This is a genomic window from Achromobacter sp. D7-1 (assembly GCF_059760445.1).
On sequence record NZ_JCBAMT010000009.1, the window covers coordinates 56,443 to 70,742 of the forward strand.

16 protein-coding genes are annotated in these 14,300 nt (G+C 64.6%); 6 read left to right on the top strand and 10 right to left on the bottom strand.

Translation table 11 applies throughout. From position 1 onward, the window contains the following. Positions 1-25: 25 nt before the first annotated feature. From AC6LKD_RS06160 to AC6LKD_RS06185, 6 genes are all read right to left on the bottom strand, one after another. Positions 26-325 carry a transposase gene (locus AC6LKD_RS06160; RefSeq protein ID WP_498115531.1) on the bottom strand — a complete coding sequence of 100 codons (300 nt, stop codon included), beginning with the start codon at positions 323-325 and terminating at the stop codon, positions 26-28. Between the two features lie 50 nt (positions 326-375). Beyond that, positions 376-1,467, bottom strand: coding sequence for a M14 family metallopeptidase (locus AC6LKD_RS06165; protein WP_498115532.1), 1,092 nt, complete (start codon positions 1,465-1,467; stop codon positions 376-378). Next, positions 1,467-2,558 (bottom strand): M14 family metallopeptidase, encoded by a 1,092-nt coding sequence (locus tag AC6LKD_RS06170; RefSeq protein ID WP_498115533.1) that lies wholly within the window; start codon positions 2,556-2,558, stop codon positions 1,467-1,469. The genes AC6LKD_RS06165 and AC6LKD_RS06170 overlap by 1 nt, the downstream gene beginning before the upstream one ends. Further along, the gene (locus AC6LKD_RS06175; protein ID WP_492275980.1) at positions 2,558-3,904 is read right to left on the bottom strand and encodes an MFS transporter; all 1,347 of its coding nucleotides are present in this window, start codon (positions 3,902-3,904) and stop codon (positions 2,558-2,560) included. Before AC6LKD_RS06175 ends, AC6LKD_RS06170 begins: the two co-directional genes overlap by 1 nt. Before the next feature lie 245 nt (positions 3,905-4,149). Further along, entirely contained in the window at positions 4,150-4,950 is an 801-nt protein-coding gene (locus AC6LKD_RS06180) for a hypothetical protein (RefSeq protein WP_498115534.1), read from the bottom strand. After that, positions 4,922-6,268, bottom strand: a complete 1,347-nt coding sequence (locus AC6LKD_RS06185) for an MFS transporter (RefSeq protein WP_498115535.1) — start codon at positions 6,266-6,268, stop codon at positions 4,922-4,924. Before AC6LKD_RS06185 ends, AC6LKD_RS06180 begins: the two co-directional genes overlap by 29 nt. 367 nt (positions 6,269-6,635) lie before the next feature. Here AC6LKD_RS06185 and AC6LKD_RS06190 point away from each other — a divergent pair, with 367 nt between their 5' ends. Next, positions 6,636-7,601, top strand: a complete 966-nt coding sequence (locus tag AC6LKD_RS06190; RefSeq protein ID WP_013391566.1) for a LysR substrate-binding domain-containing protein — start codon at positions 6,636-6,638, stop codon at positions 7,599-7,601. Between the two features lie 21 nt (positions 7,602-7,622). Here the strand turns inward: AC6LKD_RS06190 and AC6LKD_RS06195 are convergent, their stop codons facing one another. Then, positions 7,623-8,426 (bottom strand): helix-turn-helix transcriptional regulator, encoded by an 804-nt coding sequence (locus AC6LKD_RS06195; RefSeq protein ID WP_498115536.1) that lies wholly within the window; start codon positions 8,424-8,426, stop codon positions 7,623-7,625. Positions 8,427-8,532: 106 nt separating this feature from the next. On the opposite strand from AC6LKD_RS06195, the gene AC6LKD_RS06200 reads away from it, so the two are divergent. Genes AC6LKD_RS06200 through AC6LKD_RS06220 form a run of 5 tightly spaced genes read left to right on the top strand, consistent with a single transcriptional unit; the run spans position 8,533 to position 12,960 of the window. Then, the gene (locus tag AC6LKD_RS06200; RefSeq protein ID WP_498115537.1) at positions 8,533-10,185 is read left to right on the top strand and encodes an FAD-dependent monooxygenase; all 1,653 of its coding nucleotides are present in this window, start codon (positions 8,533-8,535) and stop codon (positions 10,183-10,185) included. Next, positions 10,182-10,385 (top strand): hypothetical protein, encoded by a 204-nt coding sequence (locus AC6LKD_RS06205; RefSeq protein WP_013391569.1) that lies wholly within the window; start codon positions 10,182-10,184, stop codon positions 10,383-10,385. Before AC6LKD_RS06200 ends, AC6LKD_RS06205 begins: the two co-directional genes overlap by 4 nt. 30 nt (positions 10,386-10,415) lie before the next feature. After that, positions 10,416-11,393, top strand: coding sequence for a Bug family tripartite tricarboxylate transporter substrate binding protein (locus AC6LKD_RS06210; protein ID WP_013391570.1), 978 nt, complete (start codon positions 10,416-10,418; stop codon positions 11,391-11,393). A gap of 8 nt (positions 11,394-11,401) precedes the next feature. Beyond that, on the top strand, positions 11,402-11,944 hold the full coding sequence (locus AC6LKD_RS06215) for a VOC family protein (RefSeq protein ID WP_498115538.1): 543 nt from the start codon (positions 11,402-11,404) through the stop codon (positions 11,942-11,944). Then, entirely contained in the window at positions 11,941-12,960 is a 1,020-nt protein-coding gene (locus tag AC6LKD_RS06220) for a fumarylacetoacetate hydrolase family protein (RefSeq protein WP_498115539.1), read from the top strand. Before AC6LKD_RS06215 ends, AC6LKD_RS06220 begins: the two co-directional genes overlap by 4 nt. Positions 12,961-12,969: 9 nt before the next feature. On the opposite strand, the gene AC6LKD_RS06225 is transcribed toward AC6LKD_RS06220, so the two are convergent. From AC6LKD_RS06225 to AC6LKD_RS06235, 3 genes are all read right to left on the bottom strand, one after another. Then, positions 12,970-13,257 (bottom strand): MSHA biogenesis protein MshH, encoded by a 288-nt coding sequence (locus tag AC6LKD_RS06225; protein ID WP_013391573.1) that lies wholly within the window; start codon positions 13,255-13,257, stop codon positions 12,970-12,972. 109 nt (positions 13,258-13,366) lie between these two features. Further along, positions 13,367-13,786 carry a hypothetical protein gene (locus tag AC6LKD_RS06230; protein ID WP_013391574.1) on the bottom strand — a complete coding sequence of 140 codons (420 nt, stop codon included), beginning with the start codon at positions 13,784-13,786 and terminating at the stop codon, positions 13,367-13,369. Beyond that, entirely contained in the window at positions 13,783-14,223 is a 441-nt protein-coding gene (locus AC6LKD_RS06235) for a Fur family transcriptional regulator (protein WP_498115540.1), read from the bottom strand. The genes AC6LKD_RS06230 and AC6LKD_RS06235 overlap by 4 nt, the downstream gene beginning before the upstream one ends. Positions 14,224-14,300 lie beyond the last annotated feature (77 nt).

The window sequence follows — 14,300 nt, forward strand, 5'->3', positions numbered from 1 at the left end:
AAGGAGGCGCTGCGTCGCGTACGCTTTATTCCTTTGCCCCGAGCGTGTCTTGCAGTATCACCTTGTTGAGCGCCAGGATGGCGATCAAGCGCTCTAGGCGATTGCACTCGTTCTCGAGTCTGTTCAACAGTTTCAGTTCGTAGGACGCCAGCCCGTCGTAGTGCACTTTCCATGCGTGGAAAGTGGCTTCGCTCACGCCCATGCGCGTGCAGATATCGGATATCGGCGTGCCTAGCGTTGCTTGCCTCAACGCGTGCCTGATCTGTTCTTCCGTAAAGCCCGACCGGTCCATGTGATGCACCTCCGTATCTTGAGATGAAGCCAACACCTGCCGCGGGGACGGAAGCGTCGGCGCAATCCTTTCGGTTTTCTGTATCAAGCCGCCTGCAAGCCGCGCAGCGCCTGCAGAACCGCCACCCGGGTCTGCCCCAGCACCATGCCGTGCCAGTTCTCCTCGTTGCAATAAAACGCTTCCAGTGTGGTTTGCAGGATGGTTCTTCGTAGCTCCTGGGAGGCCTCGGGATGCGCGTGCAGCCAGTTCCGGCCGCATAGCGCATGCACCATTGCGTCGAAGCGCACCGCCCCGAACACGATGGCCATCGAGGTCGGCAAGGACAACGGGCAGGCTTGATAGATCAGATCGGCGAGCTGGCCGGAGATATCGACTGACACCGAGTTGCCCTGGTAGGGGACGGTAATGTCGCTGCCCCACCATTGGCGCGCGCGCGATACCTCGGCATCGTCGTGGCGGCCGGCATAGAGCTTTTCGCCATGGCCGCGAGGCCCCCAACCGGTATGCACGTCGATCCAGCCGATATGGGTGCGTGTGCGCGCATGCTCGTGCAGGATTCGGCGCAGGTTCAATAGCGATGCCGCGGGGCGGTCGCCTCCGTAGAACAGGCCGTCGGCGTGCGTATACTGGCCGCGCGAGACAGCCTGCGCGAAGGCGGACTGTCCGTGCTCGGCGATGAATTGAGCGATCTGTTGCTGGTTTGATGGCGTGGGAGGCCATTCATCAGGCAGCAGCAGGTCGTGTATCAGCGCATACTCAGGGTTCACGGGCAGCGGCCGCCCATCGAAGGGCAGCCCATTGCGGTTCAGGTCTATATTGCATTCGTCGGTGCGCGCGATCCACGAATAACCGTAAGGGTTGACCGCGTGCACCAGCAGCAAGGCCACGCCAGCCTCGCGTGCCCGGCTCAGCATCACGCTATCGTCCAGCAACGCCAGTTGGCAGCCCGAACCGCAGAAACCTTCCACTCCCAATACGGCGGAAGTCATGATGAGCATACGGTCAGCATCGGGATCGCCGATGTAGGCGACATCCGTGGCCAGCGCTTCGCCTTCCCTACCGGCGTGGTCGATGCCATAGGAATGGAACGAATCGGCAAGCGGCCTGGCAGCCAGCGCAAAGCGCTCGCGCGCCTGGGCGTAGCTGCGGGAGAAGTAACTGGCGCTGGTTCGCATCAAGCCTCCTGCAGACCGGAGAGAGCTTGCAGCACGGCGACGCGGTTCTGGCCCAGAATCATGCCGTGCCAATCGGCGGCGTTGCAGTAGAACGCTTCCAGCGTGGCGTTCAGGATGGCGTCGCGCTTGGCGTCGTCGGCCCCAGGATGCGCAAGCAGCCAGTTGCGGCCGCGCAGCGCTTCGATCATGTCTTCAAAAGGCAGAGTGCCGAATTCCAGTGCCATCGGCGTGTGCTGGGCGTCGGGGCAGGTCTGGTAGATCAGGCCGGCCAACTGGCCGGTAATGTCCGCGGAAGCGGAGCTGCCTTCGTAGGGAACCGCGATATCGCTGCCCCACCATTGGCGCGCGCGTGCGACAGCGGCGGCGTCGCGGCGCCCCGCGTATATTTTTTCGCCGTGCCCGCGCGGCCCCAAGCCTGTATGCACGTCGATCCAGCCGATATGCTTGCTGCGGCTGCCGTGCTGCTGAAGGATATGGCGCAGGTTCAGCAGCGATGCCGTAAGGTGAGTGCCGCCGTAGAACAGGCCGTCGGCATGCGTGTACTGCCCGCGGGTCACGACCTGCGCGAACGCCGATCGGCCATGCTCGGCGATATAGGCATCGATCCGCGAGGTGTTCGCAGCCGTGGCTGGCCATTCCGCAGGCAGCAGCAGGTCATGTATCCCCGCGTATCCGGGGTTCTGGGGCAGGGGTCGTCCGTCGAAGGTCTGGTCGTTGCGGTTCAGGTCGACATTGTCTTCGTTCGTGCGCGCCAGCCAGGAAAACCCATACGGGTTGATGGCGTGCACGAGCAGCACGGCCACGCCGGCTCTGCGGGCGCGCTCCAGCATGGCGGCATCGTCCAGCAGGGCGAGTTGACAGCCCGAGCCGCAGAAGCCCTCCACGCCATGTGTGGCGGAGGTCATGATCAGCAGCCGTTCAGCGTCGGTCGGGCCGATCAGCGCGACGTCTGTCGCCAGGGCTTCGCCGTGGCGGCCGGGGGGTTCGATGACATAGGATTGAAACTGCGTGGCCAGGGGTTTGGCCGCCAGCACGAAACGATGGCGCGCTTCTTCGTAGCTGCGGGAAAAGTAGCTGGAACCGTGCTGCATTAGGCCTCCTGGCCGTCGATGTCGTCGTGGGTGCGGTCGTCAATCCAGAACAGCACCACCGTGGAGAGGGCTATGGCCACCATCAGGAACCACGCCGGCGCCATGGAATTTCCGGTCACGTGTAGCAGCCAGGTCACGAAGAACTGCGCAAAGCCGCCGAACACGGATATGCCCAATCCATACACGACGGACATGCCGGTCGTGCGCACGGCCTTGGGGAAGAGTTCGGGAAGCATCGTGAATGCGGGCGCCGACTGCAGGGCCACCAGCAGCGCGAACAGGGCGACGAGCAGCATCAGCCGCTCGGTGCTGGGCGCGGCCATCAGCCATTGGAAGCAGGGGAGCAGGACGATCAGGGTGGCGAGGCGCGACCAGAAGATCACGCGCTTGCGGCCGTAGCGGTCGGCCAGCATGCCGACGAACGGGGCAATCAGGAAGCCGACCGCGCCGAACACGACGCTGGCCGATAGCGTGGACGTGGCCGGCAAGCCCAGTTCCCGGTTGGCGTACGCCGGCATGTAGAAGCTGAGGATCTGCGTGCTGACCATGCCACCGATCAACAGCAGGATGCCCTTCAATATGGTGACCTTGTACTCGGCAAAGATGCGGCGCAACGGCTGGTGAGGGGTGGCACGGCGTAGTGCCGCAGGCTGGAATTTGCCGGAGTCCGGGGGCGAGCTCGTCAGTGTTTCCTCGAGGTTGCGGCGGATGTAGGCGCCGACGGGCACGGTCAGGATGCCGATGACGAACGGGACGCGCCAGCCCCAGGCGTGCATCTGCTCGGTGGTCAACCCCATGGTCAGCAGCGTCACGACCAGCGCCCCAAGCATCACGCCTAGCGACTGGCTGCCGAACTGCCAGCTGGAATAGAAGCCACGCTTGCCGCGCGGCGCGTGTTCGACCAGCAGGGTGGTCGAGGCCCCGACCTCGCCGCCGGCGGCGAAGCCCTGGATCAGGCGGGCCAGCACCATCATGACCGGGCCGACCATGCCCAATTGCGCATAGGTGGGCGCCACGGCGATCAGGGCACAGCCCAGGCCCATCAGCCACAGTGTCAGCGTCATGGCCGCGCGGCGGCCGTGGCGGTCGGCATAGGAGCCGATCAGCATGCCGCCCACGGGCCGCATCAGGAACCCCACGCCGAAAGTGGCGGTGGTCAACAGCAATTGGCCGTAGCCCGAGGCGGCCGGAAAGAACAGTGGGCCCAGCACCAGCATCAGGAAAGTGAAGACGGTGAAGTCGAAGAATTCGAGTGCGTTGCCGATGGTGGTGCCGGCGATGACGCGCCGGCGCATGGACGGCGTATGTAGCGAGTTGGTCGCAGCTGCTGCGATTGCGATAGACATGGTTTCCCCTGGTGTCTGTTTGAGGAGGAGCCGATCCGTGGTCCCGGGCCTTGGGCCACTCCCCGAAGGGCACTATACGGATGCCCTGAGATAAGAAAAAGACAGAAAATTTGTTTTGGTGCTCACATTTTTATATAGTGCGGCCCCCTTTTTTTGCACCAAATTTCCCTGATGCCGTTGGCAGTCCGATGGATGGATTGGACCTTGCATTGCATGTGCCTCGGGCTGCGTGGGCAGGATGGCTCTCAGGTTGTCGTGGGCTGCCTCTGGCCCTGCAGCGTCCATTCCCGTTGCAACTTGTCGTCGCGCAGATGGTCGCGCGGCCGGGTCTCAGGCATGGCCATGAATGTGTCGGAGGTGACGGCGCCGATGTCCTGAAGCGCGCGGTACGCCGTTGACTCACGCCAGGCGGCGGCAGCCTGGGGAGTGGGCCAGTGGGTGATCAGCAAATAGACGACACCGCCGGTTTCCGGCGGGGTGTCGTCGGGGCCGATGAGCTGGTAGGGACGGGCTTCGTACTCCCCCGTCAGGGTTTCCAAGGGGGAGGCGCCAATCTCGGCCAGACAGGCCAGGATCTCTTTCAAGGCGCGGAGCTGCGCGTCGGCAAGGGGGATGGGGACAGTCAGACGAGTTTCGGTCATGACTTTTCCGGTCATGGCTTCACCGGGTGCGGGTTCGCGCCATTTGCGCATATAGACCGCTGTCCACCAACGGTCGTATGCCGCCTTCTGGGCAGCCTTGTGCCGTGGGTGGCTATGCCAGGCGTCCATTTGTTCGGCGCTGGCGAAGCGCACGCCTACATACCGCCAGGCTGAATCAAGGATTGCCCCGCCATACACCGATTCAAAGCCATCCTGGCTGACCGCGACAGGATGCAGTGCATCATTGAAACGGGCGAAACTGTCCTCTTTGCTGGGAACGATCTTGAAGCCGCTCTCCAGCACGGTTCGCGTGGACTGCACGGGTGATTTCGTCATGTGATCCTCAATGTTGAAGGGAAATTCGGGCTTTACGGAATCACGCAGCCTGCGCGTCGATGTCGTCATGGGTGCGGTCGTCTATCCAGAACAGCACCAGGGTTGAAAGCGCCGTTGTCACCATCAGGAACCACGCTGGAGACATGGGGTTTTCAGTGGCATGCAGCAGCCAGGTCACGAAGAATTGCGCGAAGCCGCCGAACACGGAGATGCCCAGTCCGTACACCACCGACATGCCGGTCGTGCGCACGGATTTTGGGAAGAGTTCAGGCAGCATCGTGAAGGCCGGCGCCGACTGGAGGGCCACCAACAGGGCGAAGGCAGCGGTGAGCAGCATGAGCCGTTCGGTGCTGGGCGCGGCCATCAGCCAATGGAAACCGGGCAGCAGGATGGCAAGCGTTGTGACGCGAGACCAGAAGATCACGCGCTTGCGGCCGTAGCGGTCGGCCAGCATGCCGATGAAGGGGGCGCCTGCGAAGCCGAGAGCGCCGAACACGACGCTGGCCGACAGCCTGGAGGTGGCTGGCAAACCCAGTTCCCGGTGGGCGTAGGTTGGAATGTAGAAGTTGAGGATCTGCGTGCTGACCATGCCGCCGATTACCAGCAGCATGCCTTTGAGTACGCTTGCTTTGTGCTCGGTGAAGATCCGGCGCAGGGGCTGATGCGTGGCGGCGCGATGCAAGCCCTTGGTGTGCGCCGGCTTGGCGGCCGGGGGCTCGACGGTCAGGGTTTCTTCCAGATTGCGGCGGATGTAGGCGCCTATCGGCACGGTCAGGATGCCGATGACGAACGGGACGCGCCAGCCCCAGGCCTGCATCTGCTCGGTGGTCAGCCCCATGTTGAGCAGCATCACGACCACGGCTCCGAGCGTGACGCCGAGGGCCTGGCTGCCGTATTGCCAGCTGGAATAGAAGCCACGCTTGCCGCGCGGCGCGTGTTCGACCAGCAGGGTGGTCGAGGCCCCGACCTCGCCGCCGGCGGCGAAGCCCTGGATCAGGCGGGCCAACACCATCATGACCGGGCCGACCATGCCCAATTGCGCATAGGTGGGCGCCACGGCGATCAGGGCACAGCCCAGGCCCATCAGCCACAGTGTCAGCGTCATGGCCGCGCGGCGGCCGTGGCGGTCGGCATAGGACCCGATCAGCATGCCGCCCACGGGCCGCATCAGGAACCCCACGCCGAAAGTGGCGGTGGTCAACAGCAATTGGCCGTAGCCCGAGGCGGCCGGAAAGAACAGTGGGCCCAGCACCAGCATCAGGAAAGTGAAGACAGTGAAGTCGAAGAATTCGAGTGCGTTGCCGATGGTGGTGCCGGCGATGACGCGCCGGCGCATGGATGGCGCATGTAGCGCGCTGGGCGCAGCTGCTGCGATTGCGATAGACATGGTGTCCCCTCGTGTCTGTTGAGAGGGGTCGGTCCGTGATTCCGGGCCTTCGACTCCTCTTCGAGGGCACTATAAGGACGCCTTGGAATAAGAAAAAGACAGGATTTAAGTTCTAATGAATACTTTTTTTTATAGGGTAAATTACCCAGGAAATTCAGTGCAGATACCGGGGCGAGTGGCGTTTCTACCCCCCGGGGACGCCGTGGCTGCCTAGCCGAGGCGGCGCTTCTGCCGCAGGCCAGCCTTGACTTCGGACCCGGGACTTCCGCTCGCAGGCGCCATACGGTTGCCATAGAATCAAAAAGACAGAAATCGGGTGCTGCGATCTGTTTTTTTATATCTCCACAAATCCGCCGGAGTCGAACGCATGAACCTACGTCAATTGCGCGCCTTCACGCTGATTGCCGAGCATGGCAGCATCCGCGCCGCGGCACGCGCGCTCTCAGTAACGCAGCCTGCCGCGACACGCAGCTTGCGCGAACTGGAGCAGAGCGTGGGTGTCGAGCTGGTACGCCGCAGCGTCAAGGGCGTGGAACTGACGACCTACGGCGAAGCGTTGTACAAGCGGGCCATCGTCATCATGCAGGAGGCCCGGCGGGCTCGCGAGGAAATCGGACAGATGCGCGATGGCGAAGGCGGCACGTTGAACTTGGCCGTGAGCTCGGCGGCGCTGGTGGTCGTGCCGGACGCGCTGGTCGCTTTTCGCGCACGCATGCCGCGCGTGGCGGTTTCGTTCAATGAGGTGGCGCCGCCCTACAGCCATGAGCAGCTGGAGTCGGGCCGCTACGATTTTCTCGTGCAGACCGAGTACGACGGGGAGATCAGCGACGGCTTCGCGCACCGTCCGCTGTTCACGCTGCCGCTCGCGGTCGGTGCGCGTCTGGGCCACCCGTTGCGCCGGGCGCGCAGTCTGGCGGAACTGCATGACGCGCCTTGGCTGGTGCCAGGCAATTCGGAAGCTCCCGCAAATCTGTTGAGGATGGCCTTCGCCGCGCACGGCCTGTCCCTGCCGCGCGACACCATATCCTGTCATTCGGTGGCGGTTGCGTTGGCCATCATGGCCAAAAGCGATGCGCTGGGCATTTTCGTGCGCCCATTGTTCGAGCATGATCTCCTGCCATCGAACATGCGCATGATGGCATTGGCGCACGAGCTTCCCTCTGCCCGGATCTCGATCCTGGCGAGGAAGGAATCGCCGCCCACGCCAGCCGCCGAGTGCTTTATCGATTGCCTGATCGCCACCCGGGACGCCATGGCCACCTCCAGCAAGGAAGGCCGTCCGGCGCGCAAGAATCCGGTCTACATGGACCTCGCGGAACCTGTTCGTCCATGAGACCGGCATGCGGGGCGCGGGTCAACGCGCCGCCCTGCTGCGTTTGGGCATGCTCGCGCCCAGCAGCACCATGAGTTCCCGATGGTTGCGTACGCCCAGGTGCTGGAACGCCCGGTAGCGATACGTCAGCGCGGTGGTCTCCGATACGCCCATTTCGCGAGCGGCCTCCCGGGTGGTCAGGCCGTCCAGCACATGCGTGATCAGTTGCCGTTCGCGGCCCGATAGCTTGGTCATGAGCTGTACCTGCAGCGGCTGGTCAGCGGGCGCGCGCCGGGTCACCTGGACATGGCGCATGACGGCCGCTGCAATCAGGGGAGCGTGCTGAGACATGCGCTCGAAATCCTTGGGGCCATAGTCGGGATATGAGAAATTCCGGTGCAGGCTGACCGCCACCCGATAGCCATCGGGAAACACGGCCAGCAGCGACATGCGCTCGCGGATGCCGGGGTCGTCGTAGCAGACGCGGCGGTAGTGCGCATCCGCGACCTCTGCCGCGAACTGGTGCCCGATCCACAGCTGGCGCGCTTTCGCCGGCTTGCGCCTGGACAGCCAGATCATGTTTGAGTCCTGCTTGTCGAAGCCCAGGCGCATGTATTCGATGGCGGTCAAGGTCGCCACTTCGCCGATGGCGCTGGCGCTGGAAACGGCTTCCACGCGGCCGCTGCTGCGCAGCGCGAATACCGTGCAATGGCTGGCGGGCACCGTAGCGCCCAATGCGTCCAGCACCTCGGCGGCGAAGTTCTCGGCGCCGATGGCATTCATCAGCGCGACACTCAGATCCTGGCCGGGAGGCGGGGGGCGCGGCGGCAGCGGCAGCAGTTTCATAGCGGGTTAGCCTGTCCTGATTAATTAGGACATATTAACGAGTCCGCCCCAGCAGAATATGACGCAAGCCAATACGGTTGTTTGATGACACGATCAGGACTTGCGCATGCCCCTAGAAAGAATCGGACCCTTCGAGTACCGGCGCTTCCCGCCCTCGCTTCCCCCGCTCGCGCCGCCAGGCGAGGAGGCCCGGCATCATCGCGTGCTGATCGCAGGCGGTGGTCCGGTGGGGCTGGCGGCAGCGTTGGGATTGGCCAGGTTGGGCATAGACAGTGTCGTGATCGAGGCCGACGACTCGGTCTGCGAGGGCAGCCGCGCAGCCTGTATTTCGCGCCGCAGCCTTGAAATCCTGGAGCGTCTGGGCGTGGCGCCGGCCTTCATGGAAAAGGGCCTGGCCTGGACGCGGGGCCGCAGCTATTACGGCACCGAGGAAGTGCTGGTGTTCGATATGCCGTCGTCGCAGGGCGACAAGTACCCGCCGATGATCAATCTGCAGCAGTACTACATCGAACAGTTCCTGCTGGATGCCATCGACGAAATCAACCGCCGTTTCCCGGGACGGGTGGATATCCGCTGGGCCAGCAAGGTGACCGAGTGCAGGCCCGACGCGGCCGGCGTGACGCTGCGGATCGAAAATCCGCTGGGAAGCTACGACACACGCGCCGATTGGCTGCTGGCCTGCGATGGCGGCCAGAGCTTCATACGCGCCAGCCTGGGCCTGGAGCTGAAAGGCACCGGCTACCAAGGCCGCTATGCAATCGTCGATATCGAACTGGCGAGCGAGCATCCGGCGGAGCGCCGCGCCTGGTTCGATCCGCCCTGGGCGCGCGGAACCACCATATTGATGCACCGTCAGCCGGACAACATCTGGCGTGTGGACTACCAATTGAAGGCCGGCGCGGACGCAGCGCAAGCCTTGCAGCCGGACCCGGTGCGCGCCTTTGTGCAGACCCATCTGGATGCCATCGGCGAAGGGCATTTGCCGTGGGCGCCCGTGTGGACTTCGGTCTACCGCGCTGGCGCGATGACGCTGGATGCCTATCGTCATGGTCGCATCCTGTTCGCGGGCAACGCCGCGCATGCCATGCCGATTTTCGGCGTGCGCGGGCTGAACTCGGGCTTTGACGACGCCGACAACCTGGTCTGGAAACTCGCTGCCGTGTTGCAAGGGAAGGGCACGGAAGCCCTGTTGGACAGCTATTGCAACGAGCGGCGGCAGGCCTTCCACATCAATGCCGAGAACGCCATGCGCAGCACCGAATTCATGTCGCCGCCGCATCGGGGCTTCGATCTGATGCGCGAGGCCAGCCTGTCGCTGGCTGGCCGGCATCGGGGGATTGGACGTCTGGTCAATCCGCGGCAGACGCAAGCCCTGGCCTATGCGCATTCGCCGCTGTCGACGGAAGACGAGGGTGGCGGCGCATGGGCGCCTGGCGCGCCGTTGGTGGATGGCCAGACTGCGGATGGCCGACACCTGACCGATCTGCTGACGCCCGGCGGTTTTACTTTGCTGGTGTTCGCGGCATGGCCGGGGCAGGACGCGCTGGAAGCGGTGACGACCTCGGCGGCGTGGCGATTCCTGCCTTGCCGCTGCGTCGCGGTTGCGGCCCCGGATGCGATGCGGCCCGGGTCCGAGAGCGGCATGGCCTACCTCTTGCGGCCTGACGGCCATGTTTGCGGCCGGTGGCGTTCGCCGTCGCTGGACACGGTGCTATCCGCCATCCAACGCGCCTGCGGCGCACCAGGAGCCATCCAATGATTGAAGACGCCGCGGTCCAGGATCGCATCTACGCCCGTTGCAGCAACGCCATCGCTACCGCGGGGCGCGGACGCGAGTCCCTGTTTTTGGCACGCCTGGCCTTGCTGCTGTTCGAGCAGGTCCAGGACGAGCAGCGTTGCCTGGACGCCATCGAGCAAGCCTTGCGCGATTTGCCCAACCCTTCGCTTTCAGCCGATTGACCGGCGACGACCATTCCAAAGGAGACAGACTTGAATCGACGCCATTTCCTCGAGGCGCTGGCGGCCACGGCCTTGACCGCTGCTGCGCCGCTGGCCCGCGCCCAGGGCAAGTATCCCGAGCAATTGATCAAGTGGGTGGTGCCGTATCCCGCAGGCGGCGGCACCGACAATCTTGCGCGCACGCTGGCGGAGTCCATGCGCGCCGCGTTGGGGCAGCAGATCATCATCGACAACCGGCCGGGCGCCGCGACCAACATTGGCGCGGAGCAGGTCGCGAACGCCAAGCCCGATGGCTATACCGTCATGTCGGCGGACAATGGCGTGTTGGCCTTCAACGAGCACCTGTTCCGCAAGCTGGCTTTCAGTCCGGAAAAGGATTTCACCTACATCGGCGCCATCGGCAAGTTTCCGCTGGTGCTGGTGGTTCACCCGGCGTTTCCCGCCGCGGACTTCAAAGCCTTCATGGCGCGCGTGCAGGCCGAGCCAGGCAAGGTGGACTATGCCTCGGTCGGCAACGGCTCGCCGCATCATCTGGCCATGGAACTGTTCCAGAGCCGTACCGGGGCGCGCCTGACGCACGTGCCTTACCGTGGCGCCGCCCCGGCCATGCAGGACGTGATGGGCGGGCAGGTTCCGGTGATGTTCCTGGACCTGGCTTCGGGAGCGTCGATCATCAAGGCCGGCAAGGTCAGGCCGCTGGCCATCGGTTCGCAGGTCCGTTCGCCGTTGTTGCCGGACGTACCGACACTGGCCGAACTGGGCGTGCCGGACGCGGAGGTTTTCGCATTCCAGGGCATGCTCGGCCCCAAGGGGATGCCGGCGCCAGCGGTCGCGCGCCTGAACCAGGAACTGAACGCCGCTCTGGCCAACCCCAATGTGGTCAAGCGTTTTGCCGAGTTCGGCTTTGAACCCCTGCCTGGAACGCCCGATGAATTCAGGGCGCTGGCGCGCGCCGAATCGGCCCGTTGGGGCGAAGTCATCCGCGCCAACAAGATCTCGCTCGATTGAGGAACCCTATGGACCATACTGCCGCCCGTCCCGTGCAGGGACTGCATCATTTCGCCTGGCGCTGCCGGGATGCCGAGGAAACCCGGCGCTTCTACGAGGACTTGCTGGGCTTGCCGCTGGTGCATGTCATCAAGAAGGACTCCGTACCCAGCACCGGGGAATTCTGCCCGTACGTGCATATCTTTTTCCGCATGCGCGACGGCTCCTGCATCGCGTTCTTCGACCTGGGCGACCAGACCGCGGCGCTGCCGTCGCCGAACACGCCGGGGTGGGTCAACCACATCGCCCTGCGGGTGCCGGAGCGCGACGATCTGCTGGCGATGAAGGCGCGGCTCGAAGTCCATGGCGTGGAGGTAGTCGGCGTTACGGACCACGACAGCTACATCGAATCGATCTACTTCTTCGATCCCAATGGCTTGCGGCTGGAGTTGACGGTCGAAGTGGCGGCGCCGGAGGTTGTCGAGGGTTACGAGCGCGAGGCCCGTGCGGCGCTGGACCTCTGGACCCAGGATAAGCGCGGTCTTGCGGCGGCGCCGGGGAGGCTGGCATGACGCAGGCGGCTTTGCCATTGCGCGTGGCGACGCGCAGGAACGGTACGCGCGACGGGGAACTGATGCTGGTGAGCGCTTGCGGGCAGCGCTGGGCATCCGCCAGGGCCGGCGCCGCCACGTTGCAGGCCCTGCTGGATGATTGGGATGCGCTGGCGCCGCAGCTCGTCCGCCGCAGTCAGGAACTCGACACGAGCGAGTGGGCCGGCGCCGGTGCGTTCGATGGGGGCCAATGCATGGCCCCGCTGCCGCGGGCCTACCAGTGGGCGGACGCCTCGGTCTACCGGAATCATGCGCGGCTGATCTACCAGTGGCGCCGGGAGCCCATTCCGCCGCGCTATGAGGAGGAGCCGCTGGTGTACCAGGGCGGGTCGGACGTGATGCTCGGGCCGGAAGAGCCCATTGTGGCGGTCGACGAGGCCCATCTGATCGACCTGGAAGCCGAGGTTGCGGTGATCACCAAGGACGTGCCCATGGGCGCCAGCGCGGCGCAGGCAGCCGGTCTGATTGCCCTGGTGGTCCTGCTCAACGACGTTTCCCTGCGCGGGCTGATTCCGAGCGAACTTGCCAAGGGTTTCGGCTTCTACCAGAGCAAGCCCGCGACCAGCTTCGCGCCCATCGCGGTGACGCCGGACGCGCTGGGCAGCGCCTGGAAGGATTGCATGCTGGATCTGCCCGTGCGTATAGAGATCAATGGCGAGCGTTTCGGCGAGCCCCATGCGAATAGCGAGATCGTCTTCAATTTCGCCCAGATCATCGCGCACCTGGCCAGGACGCGCAGCCTGGCGGCCGGCAGCATCGTCGGCGCGGGGACCATCAGCAATGCGGATCCCGCCGCGGGCAGCGCCTGCATCACCGAAGCGCGGGTCCGCGGCCAGCTCGACGGCATGCCTGAAGAGCGCCTGCCGCCCTATCTGCGGCGCGACGACCGGGTCCGCATCTACGCGCGCGGGCCGGATGGCGGCATGCCCTTCGGCGCCATCGACCAGCGCGTGGAAATCGCAGGGGGAGGGCGCTGACGGGGGATGTCAGGACAGGGTGCGGGCCGGCATGGCCGAGAGATCGTGCAGGCTCAGGCCGCAGCTGCGGGCGCGTTCCGCCATCAATTCGCTATGCGCCAGGGCGCGCCGACTTTCCTCCAGCAGCACGTCGAGCTGTTCCTGCAGGCTGGCCGCCATGGTCCAGGCGCGCTCGGCGAACAGGGCCGAGAAGGTGTCGGCGCAAGCCTTGCAGATGGCTGCGCCGTTCTTTTCGAGCAGCGGGGCGCCTTGCGCAAGCGTCGATTGGCAAAAAATGCAGGCGAGAGCGCGGTTCATGCAGGGCGGCCGGTCCTGAGGTTGGAGGGGCGCGCTACCCGGCGGGTACTTGCGCCATCACATCAATGGACTACGGCGCTGGCGGCCGACTCTTAAATCGACGGGCACCTTAGTCCACGATGAAGCCCCCCGGGCCCGACTGGCCCAGCAGTTCGCGGGCGCACTGCGCGGCCTGGCCGACGGTGGCCACGGCCAGGAATGGCACGCCGAAGGCGCGGGTCATTTTTTCGCCGCGCTTGCGGATCTTGTCCAGCGCTTCGGCGTCGCCTTCCACCGCGATGAATGCGCGGCAGCGGGCCTTCAGGCGCGGCATGTTGGCGGTCTGCCATTCGATCATGGCCTTGCGGTCGGCTTGGCCGGCTTCCTGTCGCATGTCGGGCACCACCATGACGAAGTGCCGGGGGTTGTCCACCAGCATCTCCATTTCGCGTATCCAGCTGGCGGAATAGCCGTCGGGCGCGCCGCCATGCCTGGCGGTGACGATGGGAAACTGGGACAGGTCGTGGAAGAAAAACTGTTCGTGGTTCATTCGAATTCTCCGTGAGGAAGGGCGGCCGCGTCTTTGCCGCAGCCGCAGTGGCCGTAAAGCACCAGGCTGTAGGAGTCCAGCAGAAAGCCGCTGTGCTTGGCGATCTTCCTGACCAACTGGCCCATGGCCGGGTCGCTGGACTCCAGGACCCGTCCGCAATCGGTGCAGACCAGATGGTCGTGGTGCCCCTTGTCATTGAGCTCGTACACCGTGGTGTGGGCGTCGAGCTGAGTACGTTTGAGCAGGCCGGCGCCTTCAAGTTGCGTGATGACGCGATAAACCGTGGCCAGGCCAATGTTGCAGTGGTCCGAGAGCAGGTGGCGGTATATGTCGGCCGGGCTCATGTGCAGGCCGGCGTGCTGATAGAAGAGATCCAGGATCTTCATCCGCGGGAAGGTGGCCTTGATGCCGGCATGGCGCAGCCTTGAGTGGTCCATGGGGGTTCTCCTTGCGGGGCTGATATCCAGGTGAGAATGATGTACATTTCCAACTGGATCCGCTCGCCGGAAACCGT

Bases quoted from the DNA above. Each gene is read 5' to 3' on its own strand.
- AC6LKD_RS06205 (WP_013391569.1), top strand. From the start codon at position 10,182: ATGATTGAAGACGCCGCGGTCCAGGATCGCATCTACGCCCGTTGCAGC.
- AC6LKD_RS06185 (WP_498115535.1), bottom strand. From the start codon at position 6,268: ATGTCTATCGCAATCGCAGCAGCTGCGCCCAGCGCGCTACATGCGCCA.
- AC6LKD_RS06230 (WP_013391574.1), bottom strand. From the start codon at position 13,786: ATGAACCACGAACAGTTTTTCTTCCACGACCTGTCCCAGTTTCCCATC.
- AC6LKD_RS06175 (WP_492275980.1), bottom strand. From the start codon at position 3,904: ATGTCTATCGCAATCGCAGCAGCTGCGACCAACTCGCTACATACGCCG.
- AC6LKD_RS06190 (WP_013391566.1), top strand. From the start codon at position 6,636: ATGAACCTACGTCAATTGCGCGCCTTCACGCTGATTGCCGAGCATGGC.
- AC6LKD_RS06165 (WP_498115532.1), bottom strand. From the start codon at position 1,467: ATGCGAACCAGCGCCAGTTACTTCTCCCGCAGCTACGCCCAGGCGCGC.
- AC6LKD_RS06215 (WP_498115538.1), top strand. From the start codon at position 11,402: ATGGACCATACTGCCGCCCGTCCCGTGCAGGGACTGCATCATTTCGCC.
- AC6LKD_RS06195 (WP_498115536.1), bottom strand. From the start codon at position 8,426: ATGAAACTGCTGCCGCTGCCGCCGCGCCCCCCGCCTCCCGGCCAGGAT.
- AC6LKD_RS06180 (WP_498115534.1), bottom strand. From the start codon at position 4,950: ATGACGACATCGACGCGCAGGCTGCGTGATTCCGTAAAGCCCGAATTT.
- AC6LKD_RS06225 (WP_013391573.1), bottom strand. From the start codon at position 13,257: ATGAACCGCGCTCTCGCCTGCATTTTTTGCCAATCGACGCTTGCGCAA.
- AC6LKD_RS06235 (WP_498115540.1), bottom strand. From the start codon at position 14,223: ATGGACCACTCAAGGCTGCGCCATGCCGGCATCAAGGCCACCTTCCCG.
- AC6LKD_RS06220 (WP_498115539.1), top strand. From the start codon at position 11,941: ATGACGCAGGCGGCTTTGCCATTGCGCGTGGCGACGCGCAGGAACGGT.
- AC6LKD_RS06200 (WP_498115537.1), top strand. From the start codon at position 8,533: ATGCCCCTAGAAAGAATCGGACCCTTCGAGTACCGGCGCTTCCCGCCC.
- AC6LKD_RS06170 (WP_498115533.1), bottom strand. From the start codon at position 2,558: ATGCAGCACGGTTCCAGCTACTTTTCCCGCAGCTACGAAGAAGCGCGC.